The organism is Alkalinema pantanalense CENA528 (genome assembly GCF_050753345.1).
In the GTDB taxonomy this organism is placed as follows: domain Bacteria; phylum Cyanobacteriota; class Cyanobacteriia; order Leptolyngbyales; family Leptolyngbyaceae; genus Alkalinema; species Alkalinema pantanalense.
Window position 1 is genome coordinate 1 of sequence record NZ_JBLZFX010000030.1, and the last position, 17,696, is coordinate 17,696.

17 protein-coding genes are annotated in these 17,696 nt (G+C 46.9%); 2 read left to right on the plus strand and 15 right to left on the minus strand.

Features of this window, described 5'->3' with window-relative positions; translation table 11 throughout:
• Positions 1–164: 164 nt before the first annotated feature.
• Entirely contained in the window at positions 165–848 is a 684-nt protein-coding gene (locus ACN4EG_RS11855; protein WP_431629680.1) for an HAD family hydrolase, read from the minus strand.
• A gap of 155 nt (positions 849–1,003) precedes the next feature.
• Between ACN4EG_RS11855 and ACN4EG_RS11860 the strand changes: the two genes are divergently transcribed.
• Positions 1,004–1,222, plus strand: coding sequence for a hypothetical protein (locus ACN4EG_RS11860; protein ID WP_431629681.1), 219 nt, complete (start codon positions 1,004–1,006; stop codon positions 1,220–1,222).
• Between the two features lie 58 nt (positions 1,223–1,280).
• On the opposite strand, the gene ACN4EG_RS11865 is transcribed toward ACN4EG_RS11860, so the two are convergent.
• From ACN4EG_RS11865 to ACN4EG_RS11925, 13 genes are all read right to left on the minus strand, one after another.
• Positions 1,281–2,255, minus strand: coding sequence for a TauD/TfdA dioxygenase family protein (locus tag ACN4EG_RS11865; protein WP_431629683.1), 975 nt, complete (start codon positions 2,253–2,255; stop codon positions 1,281–1,283).
• A 525-nt stretch (positions 2,256–2,780) separates the two neighbouring features.
• On the minus strand, positions 2,781–4,079 hold the full coding sequence (locus ACN4EG_RS11870; RefSeq protein WP_431629684.1) for an MFS transporter: 1,299 nt from the start codon (positions 4,077–4,079) through the stop codon (positions 2,781–2,783).
• A 174-nt stretch (positions 4,080–4,253) separates the two neighbouring features.
• Positions 4,254–4,583, minus strand: coding sequence for a 4Fe-4S binding protein (locus ACN4EG_RS11875; RefSeq protein WP_431629685.1), 330 nt, complete (start codon positions 4,581–4,583; stop codon positions 4,254–4,256).
• Entirely contained in the window at positions 4,580–6,220 is a 1,641-nt protein-coding gene (locus tag ACN4EG_RS11880; protein ID WP_431629686.1) for an FAD-dependent oxidoreductase, read from the minus strand. The genes ACN4EG_RS11875 and ACN4EG_RS11880 overlap by 4 nt, the downstream gene beginning before the upstream one ends.
• 43 nt (positions 6,221–6,263) lie before the next feature.
• Positions 6,264–7,067 carry a sulfite exporter TauE/SafE family protein gene (locus ACN4EG_RS11885; RefSeq protein ID WP_431629687.1) on the minus strand — a complete coding sequence of 268 codons (804 nt, stop codon included), beginning with the start codon at positions 7,065–7,067 and terminating at the stop codon, positions 6,264–6,266.
• Positions 7,068–7,196: 129 nt separating this feature from the next.
• Entirely contained in the window at positions 7,197–7,592 is a 396-nt protein-coding gene (locus tag ACN4EG_RS11890; RefSeq protein WP_431629689.1) for a DOPA 4,5-dioxygenase family protein, read from the minus strand.
• 37 nt (positions 7,593–7,629) lie between these two features.
• A complete protein-coding gene (locus ACN4EG_RS11895; RefSeq protein WP_431629690.1) occupies positions 7,630–9,003 on the minus strand; it encodes an aryl-sulfate sulfotransferase in 1,374 nt (457 codons plus the stop codon).
• A gap of 107 nt (positions 9,004–9,110) precedes the next feature.
• Complete coding sequence (locus tag ACN4EG_RS11900) at positions 9,111–9,953, minus strand: HAD hydrolase family protein (RefSeq protein WP_431629691.1); 843 nt, start codon at positions 9,951–9,953, stop codon at positions 9,111–9,113.
• 6 nt (positions 9,954–9,959) lie between these two features.
• Entirely contained in the window at positions 9,960–10,346 is a 387-nt protein-coding gene (locus ACN4EG_RS11905; RefSeq protein ID WP_431629692.1) for a cupin domain-containing protein, read from the minus strand.
• 41 nt (positions 10,347–10,387) lie between these two features.
• Entirely contained in the window at positions 10,388–11,734 is a 1,347-nt protein-coding gene (locus ACN4EG_RS11910) for an LLM class flavin-dependent oxidoreductase (protein ID WP_431629693.1), read from the minus strand.
• Between the two features lie 45 nt (positions 11,735–11,779).
• Positions 11,780–12,529, minus strand: coding sequence for an SDR family NAD(P)-dependent oxidoreductase (locus ACN4EG_RS11915; RefSeq protein WP_431629694.1), 750 nt, complete (start codon positions 12,527–12,529; stop codon positions 11,780–11,782).
• 14 nt (positions 12,530–12,543) lie between these two features.
• Positions 12,544–13,932, minus strand: a complete 1,389-nt coding sequence (locus ACN4EG_RS11920) for an LLM class flavin-dependent oxidoreductase (protein ID WP_431629696.1) — start codon at positions 13,930–13,932, stop codon at positions 12,544–12,546.
• A 528-nt stretch (positions 13,933–14,460) separates the two neighbouring features.
• Positions 14,461–14,943: an RrF2 family transcriptional regulator gene (locus tag ACN4EG_RS11925; RefSeq protein WP_431629698.1), complete on the minus strand. Its 483-nt coding sequence runs from the start codon at positions 14,941–14,943 to the stop codon at positions 14,461–14,463.
• A gap of 160 nt (positions 14,944–15,103) precedes the next feature.
• Here ACN4EG_RS11925 and ACN4EG_RS11930 point away from each other — a divergent pair, with 160 nt between their 5' ends.
• The gene (locus tag ACN4EG_RS11930) at positions 15,104–16,021 is read left to right on the plus strand and encodes a LysR substrate-binding domain-containing protein (protein ID WP_431629699.1); all 918 of its coding nucleotides are present in this window, start codon (positions 15,104–15,106) and stop codon (positions 16,019–16,021) included.
• Positions 16,022–16,486: 465 nt separating this feature from the next.
• Here ACN4EG_RS11930 and ACN4EG_RS11935 read toward each other — a convergent pair whose 3' ends face one another.
• Positions 16,487–17,350 (minus strand): prohibitin family protein, encoded by an 864-nt coding sequence (locus ACN4EG_RS11935; protein ID WP_431629700.1) that lies wholly within the window; start codon positions 17,348–17,350, stop codon positions 16,487–16,489.
• Positions 17,351–17,696: the final 346 nt, after the last annotated feature.

Here is a 17,696-nt window from a genome sequence, read left to right on the forward strand (position 1 = left end):
GTCGCATTCGGGGCTATTTATCCACCTTGCGCAAGCAGAATATCAATCTTTTAGACGCTCTCGTTGGATTGTTCTCGGGCAATCCTGTGTCGCTTAAACCACAGCCTGAGTAGTTACAAAGATCGAGACAATGCTATTTGAGAAGCTATTCAAATAGCAGCGATTCAACCCAAATTTAAACCGAACAATTGTGGAATCTCTGTTGGAGTGGTTACAATCCAGTCCGCGCCTTGGGCTTGCAATTCCTGGAGGGAACCGTAACCATAGGTGACACCAATCGTCGCCACCTGATTGAGTTTCGCGCCAATAATGTCATGTTCTCGATCGCCGATCATGACAGTTGTAGTGGCTGACAGATTTTCTGTCTGGAGAATATACCGAATCAAATCCCCCTTTTCGCTACGGGTACCATCGAACTCACTGCCATAAACCCGATCGAAGAGCGATGATATCGAAAAATAGCTAATGATCTGATTTGCATAAACCTGCGGTTTTGAGGTTGCAACAAATGTACGATAGCCTGCGACTCGAAAAGCTTTGAGGATTTCTGGAATCTGAGGATACAAAGTACTTTCAAACATTCCTAAGGTGGAATATCGTTGACGATATAAAGTCAGCGCTTGCTGAATGAGGCTGTCTTCAAAACAATGATGACCCTCTACAGGCTCGTATCTCTTAAGTAATCGGGCAAAGCTCCGGTGTAATGGTGGCCCGACGCACCAACGTAGGGCTTCAGGATCAGGAACTGCATATCCCATCTCCGATAGAGCATATTGAATAGACCGGACGATACCTGGTTTGGCATCTGTCAATGTCCCGTCTAGATCAAATAAAATCGCACTAGGCATGGATTAGCCCGCTGAATGAGGTTGCACCGATCGTCGGCGTCTTTGATTATTTTAATTTATTAGCTTGAACAGAAAGACTATTTGCCTTTATTGAATCAAGTGCTTATCGTAAAAGTAGTCAGGATATATCTGAAAATCTTAACTCGGTGCAAATCATGTTTGACTCTATATTCAACACTTTAAACAAGCAGCAATATCAACAAGGTCAGCACGATCGAGATGCTGGGCTATTGCCCCAAAGTGAACATTCTAGCTATCTTGAAGGGTATCTCAAAGGCCGGCCAGAAGGACTGGATGGGATTATTCAGTATTTTCCGACCGTTGATTTCTACCTCAAATGGAAATTTAACCAAGTAGCACCACCATTCGCCTAAGTTGGGCTTAGTCAAAAGATGGTGCTTGATGCATCGGCTATCTAGAAAAATAAGCTATCTAGACGAGTGCTGCCTCCGCCTGATCCGCTGAGTTTTCAGCGGATTGCTGGAGTGCTTTAGGTAAGCTACTATTGAATACCGAACCTTCCACAACTTCCGACTTGAAACCATTAGGCCCAACGGGAATATCACCCGTGATGGTCGTGCGGTAAAGCACACGCTCAACGTCGATATGGTCGAGATCTTGGGGAGCTAAGTGCGCTGTGGCACGGTTATCCCAAAAGGCAATGTCACCATTGTTCCAGCGGAAGCGGGTGGTGTAGGCTGGTTTGGTGATTTGATTGAAGAACAGCTCCAGCAAGAGCTCACTTTCTTGGCGCGAGACATCAAGAATCCGCGCTGTAAAGCCAGGATTGACGAATAAAGCTCGTTCACCGGTTTCTGGATGCACCCGGACAACGGGATGAATGGAGACAAGGGGATTTTTGCCAATCCGTTCGGCAAATTGACTGTTCGGCGGAATATTGTAGCGAGCACCAAACCGATGCTCTGCTTTTAAGTTATCTGCTAATTCCCGTAGGGGTGCCGATAATCCTTCATAGGCCGCAACCAAGTTCGTCCAGGTGGTATCCCCCCCAGATTCTGGCACATTGACAGCGCGTAAAATTGAACCCGCCGGTGGATTAACTGCTGCGGTCACATCCGTATGCCACTGGTTTTCGTAGCTGGTGCGCCGCAATCCATAGCGCTGTTCAAAACGGCTACGATCGATCGGTAGAATTTGCTCAAATCCTTCGGGCGGCTCATCTTCGTGGGGGTGAGCATAGGTCACTTCACCAAACCGAGAGGTAAAGGCAATTTGTCCCGCATGATCAAGATTTTGGTTTCGGAAAAATACCACTTTCCATTGCAATAAAGCCTGTCGGATTTCTCCAATGACTTCATCACTCAATTGCGCAGATAGATCAATTCCCTCAATTTCTGCGCCTGTAAAACCAGAGGTAGGCTTCACTTTAATATGGTTGTAGCTCATACCCAATTCTCCCAATTCTCAACTGTATGGTGGCTAGAGTAATGGCAGTGAGTCCACCGTTACTTCATCTCGACTACTTCATCTTGACAACTCATTCCCAAGCATTCACCCTTGATTGATGTGATGTAATCCCAAGAAGATTACTCTCTAGAAAATTGCTCTCCAGATTCATTCCTATACTGTTGAAACAATTTAATTCTAGCTACTCAGAACTAAATCAAACAATTGATTTAGAGTGTTTACCGAGAAATATTAGCCAATCCCTTAGTCAATGTTTCTTGCAATCAAAACTCTATGCAATCAGAAACCATTTCTACTAGGATGGCAATTGCGAAAATAGTACGTAAAAAGCTTGTGTGGACTCGTTGAGGCAAGTCTAGCGCAGTCCCATTAGAAAAGCAGGTAGCTACTATCACATTTTCCAGAAAGCAATGGATTTAGTTAATCACATTGATCACTTGGCAGATGGCATTGGGAATCTAGATTTTGAAGACGGACTGGAATGTATTTTTCTTGTATATAGTTTTATTTGGCATTTACCACAGAGGACTTGAGTTCGGTCTTAATCCACACCGTGATCTGGGAGATCTGTGAAGAAAACCAAATCGCGCCCAAGATACAGACAGCACCACATATCATGAGTGCCATCGGTGCATTCATCGCTTGCGCCATACCCCCTGCGATCAAATTTCCAAAGGGCATCATTCCTACCATTGCCAAGGCATAAAAACTCATGACACGCCCTCGTTTATCATCAGCAACTAAGGTTTGAATAATCGTATTGCTACTCGTGATTTGCAGGATGCTGAACCCACCCACCAACGTCAATAGCACCAAAGATAAACTCAACTCTCGGGAAAGGGCAAAGGCAATCAAGCTGAGACCGATCGCTGCTTGGCCAACCATAACTAATCTCTCAAGTCCCAAAATTCCCCGTCGCATACTGAGATAAATACAAGCCAGTAAAGATCCAACGGGGGCAGCGGTACCTAGGGCAGCCATCGTACTCGCATTCCCCTGTAAGACCTCAGCCGCCACCACCGGCATGAGGGCAATATGGGACATGCCCATCATGCTTTTCAAAGCAAGCAGTAACAAGATGGCACGAATTGGCCGTATTGAGTGGACATATTCCAACCCTTCCCGGAGCTTCTGCCAGGTTTCTTGGAGATTCGTTTGCTGGGGTTCTACCTGCGCTGGCATATCCATCGCTTTGAGGGTCACGATCGCAGCTAGATAGGTCAATGTGTCGTAAAGAAAGCAAAACTTGACCCCAACGCTAGCAATGAGAATGCCACCGATCGCAGGCCCTAAGACCAGTGAGGAACTTAACATGACTGAATTAAGCGCAATTGCGTTACTCCAGTCCGATCGTTCATCTACCGTCTCCGTCACGATCGTATGCCGCACCGGCATATCCAACCCCTTCAATAGGCCATTGAGAATACTCAGAATCAACAATGACTCAAAGCGAATCATATCTAGAAACGTCAAAACGGTCAGCGTCATCGATACGCTAATTCCCAACACCTGAACCAGCATTAGGAGATCTCGCCGACTCCACCGATCGGCCAACACCCCTGAAAATGGAATCAACAACAGGGTGGGCAAAAATTGTAAAAATCCCGCTAAACCAAGTAACCACGAAGATTTAGTCAGGTCATACATCAACCAGGGAATCGTTAACTGCTGGGTCATAAAGGTACCCGACATCGACAGCAGTTGCCCGCCAAACAACAACCGAAAGTTACGCCATTTGAGGGCGGGTAAGCGCTGGTAAAGCGTTTTGCTGACTCGATCTCCTAGTTGCTCGTAGTACTGCATGAAAATTTACTTCGTTTAACTAACTATTTGATTATCTAATAATAATTCAGAATATGCTAGTCAACGGAAGCATAAGAAAGCCTAAAAAATCTTGCGATCGTAGTTACATACAAACAATCGCAAGATCTTGTGTCAACCTATTTATTTGGCATCAGATTGTCATAGATATTCAGACTAACGTTTCATCTTACTAAACTGAAACGACATATCCTCCTGAGCCTGGGGAGTTTGTCCTTTAGACCAACCGATATCGCGACGGTAGCTCCCGAGCAATCCAGAAGCGATCAGTTGCGCTTCATCCACAAAGGGCAAAGGTTCCACTTCCGGCGAAACATAGAGCGCATCAACCGGACAGTACAACTCGCACATAAAGCAAGTTTGGCAATCACTTTGCCGTGCAATTTTAGGAGGGGCATCCGGCACCGCATCAAACACATTGGTCGGACAAGCACTCACACACAAATTGCAATTAACGCAGCGAGCATTGCTTACAAGTTCAATCATTGCAGAACTAGCTCCTTCTCAACATTCGCAGCAGGTTGTTCGATCGCAGCAGACTTCACCCACACGTGATCCAATCCACCACTAATCACGTAGTGATGTTGCTTGGGATCTTGTTCGGGATAGTCCGATCGCTTGTGCATTCCCCGAGATTCAGTCCGGTGTAATCCACTGTTGTACATCCACCGTGCGGTGGCGACCATGGAAGCAGCTTCCCGCGATCGTAGAAGATTCGAGGTCGCTGGTGCACTATTGCGGATTTCTTTCCACAGCGTATCCAAACGACCCAATGAATCTGACAAAACTGATGCCGTGCGAAAGAAGTTACGATCGTAGGGGAACACCTCCGCTTGCGTTGCTGCAACCACTTCATCCGGTGAAACGCTCTGTTTACTTTCTCCCCGCAGTCCCGCCTGACCTAATCCTTGTAGCGATCGCTGATGTGCCCTATCCCCTAAGCTTTGTGCATAATCCGCCGCCGCTTCTCCTGCCCAACGTCCCGAAGAAATCGCCCAAGCCGCATTGTGGCTCCCCCCTCCGGTAAATCCACCACAAATCAGTTCTCGGGTCGCGGCATCACCAGACGCATACAGCCCCGGAACGGAAGTTGCGCAGGTCGAATCCACAATCCGCAACCCTCCAGTTCCCCGCACCGTTCCTTCTAAGCGCAACGTAACTGGAAACAGTTGTGTAAACGGATCGATCCCCATCCGATTAAACGGTAAAAAGAAATTCGGCTGCGCTCTTCGCATCCAAGCTTTGACCTCTTCTGTAATACCCTCTTGATCCAATCGAGCGTAGACAGGTTGGCTCATCAATGTTTTAGCAATGATGCCGCGACCGCGATGCGATCCCGCTCCTTCGATCGGCGTTCCATCTTCATAGTAGAAGTTTGCCCATGAGTAGAACCGTCCCTTGGTTACGGAGGAAAACGCAGGTGACAGTCCATAGGCATTCGAGAACTCCATCCCCGAGAATTCGGCTCCCGCTTCTGCCGCCATCAAGTAGCCATCGCCCGTTAGCACATTACAACCGAGGGCTTTGCTGAGAAAAGCGCATCCCCCCGTTGCAATCACCACAGCTCCCGCTTTGACAATCCACTGTTCTCCCGTTTGGCGTTGAATTCCCGAGGCTCCTGCCACTCTGCCTTCTGCATCGACAAGCAGTTCCAATGCTGGACTGTGATCCAAAATTTCTACTCCGGCTCGGCGGATTTTTTTCCGCATTAGGCGCATATATTCTGGCCCCTGGATCGACTGGCGCTGGGACACACCATTCTCATCGATCGGGAAAGGATAGCCCCACTCTGCGACTAGGTTAATGTTCTCAAAGGTTTGATCGAGAACCCGTTCCATCCACTGTCGATTCGCAAGAAACCCGCCCAAGGCTTCTCTACTGGCCATCGCTTGCTCTCGCAACTCTGAATCGGGTTGAACATACCAGACCCCATTGCCCGCAGGTGCAGAAGATCCACTCGTGCCACAGTAGCCCTTATCCACCAAGATAACTTTCGCACCTTGAGATGCCGCCCCCCAGGCCACCCAAGTCCCTGATAATCCACCGCCAATCACAAGGACATCCGTTTTTAGAGTGAGCACGTCATTTTGAGGACTGCTAGGATCGATGAATTGAGTAGTCATAGGAATGTCTCCTTAACAACTAATATTGAAGATCTGTTGGCTGTCACACCCACGGTGTTATCCAGTGTGGAGTCTGCATTGACTGATTCCGTTGTTGGGCGTTACGGAATGTAATGACCGTCAAAATCGTAATCACTGTTAGATAAATTCGTTGTAACCATAGGTTACTTAACTTAAGGGACAGTTGCCCACCAATCAGCCCCCCAACAAACATCGCAAGACTTAAAACTAGGCCCAAGCTATAATCAATGATTCCCTGATGGGCAAAAATCGCGGTGGCAATCAACGAGGAAAAAATATTGATCAGTTTAGTCGTCGCGATCGCTTGAATCAATGTCATCCGAAAGAGCAAGACATAAGCTGCTGTCAGTAAGGTGATATAGCCGCCGCTAAAAAAACCTCCATAAACACCTAGGATAAAGGTAGCCACATAACCTAAAAGCTCTGCCATTCTTGGAGGCTTGCCTTCCGCTGGAACTAGTCCAGCATCTTTATTCACGAATGAAAATATTGCGACCGCCGCCATTACGATCGAAATAATCAGCGGCACAGATCGGGATGGAACAATTAGGACAAGCAATGCCCCCAAGACTGAGCTGATTAAAGTTAATGTTATCAGCAATGGCAATCGTTTTGCATCAATAATTCCTTTACCGATAAAAGGTAATGTAGCACCAAAACTCATCACCGTCAGTCCCAACATATTAGTAGCAATAGCAACATGGGGCTCAATCCCAAATGCCAACATCACTGGAACCGTAATCAAAGAGGTGCTACCAGCAATCACACTAATAATACTAGCGGCCAAGAAAATCGCAGTTAGGATCAGGATCTGAAGTAAGGACATCGCTACATTGTTCCCCCATGCTCAAAGGTGAGGTTCCTAGTATATTTTCTACTTGCTATGTTTACTGATTGGAGGGTGATGGAGACTAGGGTAAAGATGCACTGAGTTGGTTACAAGAAGCGATCTCCGTTACGGGAGACGCATTGACCGTAGGGGTTCCACATTGACGGCCAACTTGTTACCCAACCATAGGGCATGGTCAGTGTGATCGGCGACGGGATCACTCGTGTTGGGATGAATGAGAATATCTAAACCCTCGTGGTGCAGCATCAGCCAAGGCACAATGGCACCGAATTGATCGGGCTGGAAGGCAACCTGATACATCCATTGCGTGTGAGGGCCGACCAACTTGTTATGCCAGCGCCCCAATTGCACTACAAAGCGATCGCTCAGGCCCTGTCGTACCCGTTCCGCCGCCTCACGAGTTGCTGTGTCATAGTAGACGTGGGCATGAAACCCTGTAATTTCGTCATCAAGCACTCGAACTTCATCGTTGGCATCTTCATATCCGTTCACAGTACTCATGGATCAACTTCTCAGGAGAAACGATGGCACGATCGTATCAAGTTCGTTGCGCCACACGAAATTCTGAATTTTTGGGCGGTTGAATAGCAACTTCGCCATGGGGGGTACCATCAGGCACCCAGTTGTAGGGAATCGGCTGTGCCCGGTAAACCCAATTGGTAGAGACCGTGCGATCGATGCCTAGTCGCTGGAGGTTGTAGTAGGGATTGATATATTCCCAAACAATCTCACCGGAGGGCGTAACCTGAAATAAACGCCCATTCATCCCTTCGTCGATGAGGGTATTGCCATTAGGTAAGCGTCGGGCACTGGAAATAAACGAACTATAAAAGCCCCAAATTGGCTGATCCGAATCGATGCCGGTATATTGCCAAACGATCGTATTCGTTTGGGGATTAATTTCCAAAATTCGTGAGCCCAATTGGGCACTGAGGCGAGTGGGCGGAAATCCCGAAGGCCCTTCATTGTCAAACACCAGTAGATTTCCCGCACCGGGCAAGCCTTCAGGAATAATATGGGCATCGTGTTGGCCGCTGGTTTGATCCACAGGGCGGGGGGTCGTCAGGCTAAGCGTGGGTCGCAGCGCGTTATTGGTAATGGTCACGAGTCCCCCAGTTTTGTCATCGCCGATCGGATAATCGGGGCCAAGTCGCCAAACAATTTTGCCCGTTTGTTTATCAATAATGGCAATGAAACTGGCTTCGCGCGAGTCAATCACAATATTATCTGGCGCAAACCGCGAGTCTCCTGCATCGAACCATTTATTAGGCCCGATCGGTTTCATGTCATTAATGGTTAAAAAGCCCGATCCACGATCGCCCTTGCGATAGATTTGGCGGAGGAGGTCATGCCCCTCCGGTGATATGCCAAATTCATCAATGTGATCCCCAACGTTCCAGTTCCAAACGACTTGCCCCTCCTTCGTTACTTCAATAATGCTTTGATCGGAAATCGCTTGATCGCTCACGCCCGTCACCGGATGCTCGATCGTCACGACAATTAGGGTATTGCCATTGGGCAGACGACGGATGTCATGATTTTGACGAGCTTTGCCATTCGTTGCCTGATTACCCCAACGCCAAACAACGTTCCCGTCCCAATCCAGTTCACCGACTTCTTGATTGGCAAAAATATTGCCAAAGGGAGAGGTGCCATTTTGCAGTTGCACCAAGAGATGCCCTTTTTCTCCTCCGGTCTGGGCGGGATCGAGGATCTGCGGCGGGAAGCCAAATTTTTCCCAGCGATGGACTTCGTTCCCGTCCATGTCAATCAGGTGGGTGTTACCATCTGGGGCGCTGAACAACACATAGCTATTGTAGGCACGGGCCGGATCGTAGATCGTCGTGCCGGTAGGAAAAACACTGGGTAGCGCGATCGCCTCTCCTGCCGTACTACCAACCAGGACAAGCACAAGCAGCAACAGTACAAATGACCGCCAGATCAAGCTTTTTAGAGATGTCAATATTGAGTTCACTATATTAGAATCGCTCGTTATTTTGGATGTACGGTGTTCATGCATCAATGTTGGCTATCCTGATGAATGTATTTCACAACACTATCTTCCTCATTAGAATCAATCAGATGAGTGGCATAGCCTTTGAGTTCGGGAGTGGCATTTTGAACGGCGATCGCGCGATTTGCAATCTGAAACAGTTTGATGTCATTGTTGTGATCCCCAAAAACAACCAATTCATGATCATTCAGCCCATAGTATTTCCGCAACGTTTGCACGGCTTGAGCTTTCGTCGCTCTTTGGTCATGCACCGTTAGCCAATGCCATCCCGGCGAATACTGATTTTCATACAAATGGGTTTCGACGCGATCGCCGTAGGTGGCTTTGATGGCTAGTTCTAATTCAGTCAATACTGCGGCTTGATCAATAATGGTTAGACAAACAACCTGATCCCGAAAGGAATCCGTTAGATGGGTGATCGAGCGCAATCGTCGATCTTGACTCGATTTCCGATTTTCAATGTACCAACTCATCCCCCCATTGATAATGTCTTTGTAATACAGGCAGTCTTCAATACCATTAAAGGTAGAGACAAACGGCACACAATTAAACTGCCGAATCAGCGGGTAGAGATCTTTGACAATACTCGGTTCAATGGAGTTGATGATCTCATGGTGACCCGTTGCCAAGTCTGTAATAAACGCACCGTTAAATTCAACAATCGGTAAGGGCAAGCTCAATCCATCTAGTATAGGTTGCATAGAAACAACGCTCCGGGCACTGGCAACCGTGAACAATAACCCTTCCCGTAATAATTGCTGGAGGGTCTGTTGACTGAAGTCAGAGAGGACCGCAAGATTGGTGATTAGGGTTCCATCTAAATCGGAAACATAGAGTGTTTTTACCATCTCGAATCAACGCTCAGTTTTGAGTGGTAGAGGAGATTGAACGACAATGATCAACATCGGTTCTGTCCCAGTGTTTCTGATTTCATGTTCAATGGCTTTCGGGGCATGAATGAAAACTCCAGGCTGTACGGCTGCTATTTCATCTCCAATCACAACCTCTCCCACACCCTGGACGACATAGCAAATTTCATCATTCTGCGGATGATTGTGCCGAGCGTTAATCTGTCCCGGTTCTAGACAGTACAGACCAAACTGCAAAGAATCTGTATTGAAAATCGATCGCTTCACATAGCCATCAGGGTTAAACTGAGCAACTTGTTCCAAGGTTTTCAGACTACCTTGGCTGAATTGTTGAACGAACTCAGGTAAAACTGGGACTGTCTCAATACTCATCGGTTTCTCTAGGGTTTGATTGTTCCGAACATCAGTGAAATCTAGCTTAAAGATGGAATTGTCGCCTCGAAGAAGCGGTTGCTAGGACGGGCTAGTCCCAGATTCTCGCGCAGGGTTTTGCCTTCGTATTCCTTGCGGAAAATCCCTCGTCGCTGGAGTTCTGGCACCACTTGATCCACAAAGTCATTCAGTCCTTCCGGGATGAAAGGAAACATGATGTTGAAGCCATCAGATCCTTCTTCGGTTAACCATTGTTCCATCTCATCGGCGATCGTTTGGGGCGTACCGACAAAGGCTAATCCGCCGTAGCTACCAACCCGTTGGGCCAGTTGGCGAATGGTGAGATTTTCCCGTTGAGCCAGGGTGATCACTCGTTCCCGAGAACTTTTTCCAGCATTCGTTTCAGGAATTTCGGGCAAAGGGCCATCGGGATCGAAACCGGAAACGTCGTAGCCCAGGGCACTATTCAGACTGGCAATGCCACTATCGTAATGAACCAAGCTATCTAGCTGCGCCCGTTTGGCGATCGCGGCTTCTACCGTGTCCCCTACGATGACCAAAGCACCGGGCAGAATTTTAATACTATCGGGATCTCGCCCGATCGCCTTAGCACGGCCCTTGATATCAGCAAACAATGCTTTTCCGGCTTCCAGATGACTCGCAGGCGCAAACACAACTTCAGCAGTTTCGGCAGCAAGTTGTCGGCCTGCATTGGAAGCCCCCGCTTGCACAATCACAGGATGGCCCTGTACAGGTCTAGCAATATTTAACGGCCCCCGCACAGACAGATATTTACCTTGATGACCGAGAACATGAAGTTTAGCTGGATCGAAATAAATTCCCGACTCCACATCACGGATGAAGGCATCATCGGCAAAGGAATCCCACAGCCCCGTAACCACATCATAGAATTCCCGTGCCCGTGCATAGCGTTCGTCGTGCTCTAGGTCTTCTTCTAAACCAAAGTTGAGAGCAGCATCGGGATTTGCGGTGGTGACAATGTTCCAGCCTGCTCGCCCACGACTGATGTGATCTAGGGAGGCAAACCGACGGGCAATATGGAACGGTTCGTCGTAGGTGGTGGAGGCCGTCGCAATCAGCCCAATATGGTGAGTCACCGTGGAAAGGGCTGAAAGCAGGGTAAAAGGTTCAAAGGAAGTCACCGTATGACTGCGTTTGAGGGCATCGATCGGTATGTTCAGCAATGCCAAATGATCCGCCATGAAAAATGCGTCAAACTTGCCCTGCTCCAATTTTTGGATGAGTTGTTGAATGGCGGGAAAGTTAAAGTTCGCATCCGGCAAAGCCCCTGGATATCGCCATGCGCCAGTGTGGATACTGATGGGCCGCATAAATGCCCCCAACTTTAACTGTTTTGTTTGAGTCATACAGGCTTCCTCGTCGATCGCTCCAAGGACATTAGCCGTGGAACATTACCAAGTTTGGGTAGTGGGACGAATCAGAATTTCGTTGACGTTAACGCGGGGGGGTTGGGTCACAGCGTAGACGATCCCAGCAGCAATATCGTCACTTTCTAGCGGTGTAATCGAATTACGCAGCTCTTGACTTCGTTGCTTCGCGTTAGCATCACTAATATGTTGATCAATTTCTGTATTGACCATACCCGGCTCAATCACCGTCACACGGATATTGTGTTTCGAGACTTCTAGCCGCAGTGCTTCAGAAAATGCATTGACGCCCCATTTACTAACGTTGTAGCCACCAATCCCCACTCGAACGGTGCGCCCTGCCACGGAGGAAACGTTTACAATATGACCTGATCCCTGAGCTTGGAGAATCGGTAATACCCCATGGGTGAGATTCATCAATGCCAGTAAATTCAGCTCAATCATGCGTCGCCAGTCAGCAGGGTCAGCATTTGCAATCTCCCCGGTCAGGGCAATGCCAGCATTATTGACCAGAATATCAATCTGCCCCCAGACCGTTTTCGTTTTCTCGATAATGGTTGGGATTTTTGTGTCGTCGGTGATGTCCGCCACAATCACTAAGGCATCCCCCCCGGCCGCCGTAATCTCTTGTGCTAAGGCTTCTAAGCGATCGCCCCGACGGGCCACGATCACAACCTTAGCGCCTTCTGCCGCTAGGGCGATCGCCGTTGCTTTGCCAATCCCAGCAGAAGCTCCTGTGACGATCGCAACTTTACCTACTAATTTTCCAGTCATCTCGTTCCTCCCTTTCAGTGGGCAGATGTCCCTACCAATTCTGGTTCCCGCTGGGTGGGCTGGGCTGGTATAAACTGGTTGGTCGGACGTTCTAGACCCAGATTTTCCCGCAGGGTCTGACCTTCGTATTCTGCGCGGAATAATCCCCGTTGTTGCAGGATGGGAATCACGTGATCGACAAATTCTTCTAATCCCCCAGGAAGATAGGGCGGCATGATATTAAATCCATCCGCTGCATCGTTACGGAACCATTCTTCTAACTTGTCAGCAATTTGTTCCGGGGTTCCCACCACTTGCCAATGGCCCCGTGCGCCAGCGATCGCTTCATACAATTGCCGAATCGTTAAATTCTCCCGCTGTGCCAGTTCTACTAGTAACCGCTGACGACTTTGTTGAAGTTCCGTAGGGGGAATTTCTGGAAGAGGCCCATCCAACGGATATTGGGACAAATCTACCTCTCCTAGCATTCCAGCCAATAGGCTTAAACCCACTTGGGGATGAATTAATGCTTGAATGGCAGCAAATTTTTCCTGCGCTTCCTGCTCCGTCGCCCCGATGACCGGAAAAATTCCCGGCATAATTTTGAGTTGATCGGGATGACGACCATACTTCGCCAAGCGGCCTTTGACATCCGCATAGAAAGCTTGAGCATCCGCAAGGGTTTGCTGCGCGGTAAAAATGACCTCCGCTGTCTGAGCGGCTAAATTTTTGCCATCCTCCGAGGAGCCTGCTTGAATAATGACCGGATACCCTTGAATGGGCCGTCCCACATTTAAGGGTCCTTTGACCGAAAAGTGCTCTCCTTTGTGGTTAGGAACATGTAACTTCTCTGGATCAAAATACCGACCCGTCTCTTTATCCCGAAGAAACGCATCATCTTCCCAGCTATCCCAAAGCTTCGTCACGACTTCAACAAACTCACGGGCACGCTCATACCGGGGAGCATGATCCATATGTTTTTCTCGACTGAAGTTGCGGGCTTCAGCCGTTGTCGCTGAAGTCACTAAGTTCCAAGCGGCCCGTCCACCGCTGAGATAGTCTAAAGAGGCAAACTTGCGGGCAAGGTGAAAGGGCTCATTATAGGTCGTTGAAACCGTCGCTGCTAGACCAATGCGATCGGTCACAACGGCCAATGCTGAGAGCAACGTTAAAGGCTCAAAATGAACAACATGACCACTACGGCTTAAAACCTCGGGACCTCGATCCCGATCGCGAACCGCGACCCCATCCGCAAAAAAGATCATGTCAAATTTGCCCCGTTCTGCGGTTTGGGCAATCTGGCGAAAATGGTCAAAGTTCAACCCCCCATCAGCTCGCGCATCTGGGTACCGCCAAGCGGCTAAGTGATGCCCAGAACTCATGAGAAAAGCACCGAGCTTGAGTTGTTTTGGCTGGTTACTCATACAAAGATAAAACCCCTAGTCCAACTATTTAATGAATAACGAACTATTAGATAGTCTAACTGATGAGTTGCATTATCCAGCATCAGGACTACAACAGTCAATCTAAGCCCTAAAAAGCTGATTAATTAGAATGTTAAATAGCTGATTTTGAGTAACGGATGCTGTCTCAGCAACAACAATAAAAATGCAAAACGATATACAATTTACAAAAAAATAAATGTATGTGGGGTTTCTTTAATAACGATCTACATCAAAAACATGGGTTTGCAAAGTTCAATAGATACAAAAATTTTGCTATACTCCCGACCTTGACAACTGAAATAGCAGCAGCAATCGCCTTTATCCAGCCAGCGGTTTCACAAAAAATGTAAAACCGCTGGCTGAGAAGAGGATTCTAGGATTCTATCTAGTTTAGGGAAAAATTCTATTACTAATTTGAGTGAGATGAAACCCGTATTCTCTAACCTGCTTATAACGGGTTCTCCAGTCCTGGCAAGAATGATGACATCTCCCTAGAACGAAATATCACTAAATATAGTACATAGGAGAGTCTTGTCGATATTGATCGCGACGTTGCCATAATTCTTGAAGTGTGACATTTCGCAGAATGTCCTCAACGACGAGCTTCGCTTCTCTCCAAACTTCATAGATTAAATCTCGTTCGATCGTCGAGTCTTCTACCGAATCTCGCTGAAGACGCTCTCCTTCAACCAGTTCCACAACCTCTAGAACGGTAATTTGCCAGGGATCTCGAGCTAATAGGTATCCACCCTTAGCCCCTCGGAAACTTTGAATCAATCCACCTCGGCGTAAAATCGTACAAATTTGTTCCAGATAACGCTCTGGAATCGGCTGCTTCTTTGCAATTTCATTCATCGTAATCGGCTCAGCCACCAAATATCGATCGGCCAGTTCAATCAGAGCTAGCAGAGAATATTCAGCCTTAGTTGATAGCACGAGTAGGGAAGACTCTTTTCGATTAACAAAAGCACTTTGCTTGCGCTCATCCACAGCATCGGTCTCCTACTAGTCAATTTTAGGGGCGTCAGTTTGACAAGCACCTTGCTCACCATGGTACTATCCAAAGCGACAAAAATCTACTGTATCTTGATCGGGAAACCGGAGATTATATCCTACAGCGATGTAAAGCCGATATTGTGCTATTGGATCCATGACACTAGAGCAGTTACGAATTTTCTTGGCAGTGGCTGAGCATTTGCATTTCACACGAGCGGCAGAAGCTCTGTACATCACACAGCCCGCTGTCAGCGCCGCTATTCAGTGTTTAGAAGGAGAGTATCGAGTTAAACTCTTCCATCGTTTGGGAAGACGCATTGAAATTACCGATGCAGGGCGACTCCTACAAAGTGAAGCTCAAAATATCTTTGAACAGGTGAGGTTGCTAGAGCGCAATCTGCGGGAACTCAATAACCTCCAGCGGGGAGAGTTGTATCTTGGGGCTAGTTTGACGATCGGTAACTATTGGCTTCCGGACAAGATTTGTCTATTTAATCAGCGCCATCCCGGCATTGCTGTTCACTGCGTTCTAGCGAATGCCGAAGAAATTTGCGAAGGAACAGCCGCAGGACGATTTGATTTAGGTTTGGTGACGGGCGATCTAAAACCATCGCTCCAAGAGAAATTACAGCAGGAAACCGTAGGACTCGATCGAATGCAAATTGTTGTTGGTCAAAATCATCCTTGGTTTATGATCGGTCAAGTGACGGTTGATGACCTTTTGCAAACCCATTGGATCATGAGAGAGCCTGGTTCCGGCGGACAGCAATTATTTGAACAAGCTTTAGTTCGTTGGAATATAGCTATCGATCAATTGAATGTCGCACTGGTTCTCAACAGTAGTGAAATGGTCAAAGCCGTTGTAGAAAGTGGAACTTTAGCTTCAGCAATGCCAGAACTCATGATTCGTAAAGAACTCAAAATTGGAACATTGAGAGCCATTAAAGTTGTCTCAGATCAAAGTACCCTTTCCCAACCACTCTCCATCATCCAAAAAATCATTAAAATCAAACATCGTCAACGCTATCAGACACAGATTGTAACAGCATTTGAAAAAATACTAATTGAATGATATTTTTGAATAATACTTTATTTTGAATCGCTAAATTCCTTGGAAATATAGCTGTAGCTAAGATTGTTAGGACAATCATATTTTTGCTTGCCAGACTTCCGCCCCCCCTACATCTCCGCGCTGACGCGCCGCTGCGCTAGAAATCAGGGGGACTTTGAAAGAATTTGGCCGAATCCCCTTTTTCAAGGGGGGCTAGGGGGATCGAATCTATCGCATCAATGAATCAATTTAATATCACTGGATTAAGCTCATTGACTATGACTAGAAGATTTAATCACTCAGTTTAGAACAGTAAAATCAACGGTGTAGTTTATCTGTCACTAGCAGTACACTTAATCACTAGCAATATGTTTATTATTGGTTTATTTATTTTTAATAATTATAGTATTAACTACATTAGTCAATACAGCTAACAACACATTTATCTACTTTTTCAGAAACCCATCTAGGAACTTCTCATAGACATTAAGGAGATTTGGATGAGTTTTTGCGAGTTGCTAGTAATTTCTGAACATCTAATAACTTTGTTCCATCGCCACCTACAATAAAGGGGAGCTCCCCATTCCATTTCTCGATCGCTTGGCGTTCCAGTAACTCTGGAGTCAGATTTTCGCGAAGTAACCTTTGGGCTTCTGCTTCACCACGGGCTAAATTCACCTTTGCTTCCGCTTCCTTTGACGCTTTTAATGCGACAAATTCTGCCCGCTTCGCCTCTTGTTCAGCCACCTGCTTGGCCTCCACTGCATCACTGAACCGTTGTGTGAAGTGCACATGTACCAGGGAAATATCATCGACAGCCACATAGTACGGAGAAAGTCGTTCCGTTAAACTACGATCGACATTCTGTTTGACCTCTCCCCGTTTTGTAATAATTTCTTCAGCGGTATACATTGCCATCACTGCTTTTAACACTTCTTCCACGGCAGGATTGATGATGTTGTTAATGACCGATTGTTCATCCCCAATCTGCTGAAAAAGTAAATTAATTCTTTCTGGAAAAATATGCCAGTTCAGTGCAACGTCGGTATAAACATCCTGCAAATCCTTGGAAGATGCTTCCGCTGAAATTTCTTGACTTTGGATACGAACTGTAATTTTTTTAACAGAATAGATGAGGGGAACAATGAAATGGATTCCTTCATCAAAAATTTCTGGCTGTACCGCACCAAATCTCATCACCACACCCCGTTCACCGGCGTTAATAATGACACAGAAGCAAGCGAAGGCCGCCAGCAGGAAAAGCAGGAAAAAAACCTTGCTTGCCACCAGCCAATCCTGAGGACTGCGGCGAATCAAAGTTTTCTGGGGATCCTCAAGGTGCTTGCCCATTGCGCGATTCAACCGATTGGAGAGTTATAGCTATACGTTAACTATTTTACAAAAGTTAGTAATGAAGTCCGTAAAATTCTACATTTCTTGATAACAGCGCAACGTAACCCAGGAAAACTCCCCGTAGGATCACCCAAGAAACCCGGACTAATCCTATCTTTTAGCTACTTTGATAAATTAAATCTATCGTTATGACAAATAAGAATATTTGCTTCTATAAGTAGCCTAGCAATACAGTTTTCAGTAGGAATCCATTGCTATGGATTTCCCTAGCAGACTCACCCCATTCTCACGATCGTGATTAATTTTTGAAATCCTTCGGTGTTCTGTTCTCAGTTCTTTCTAT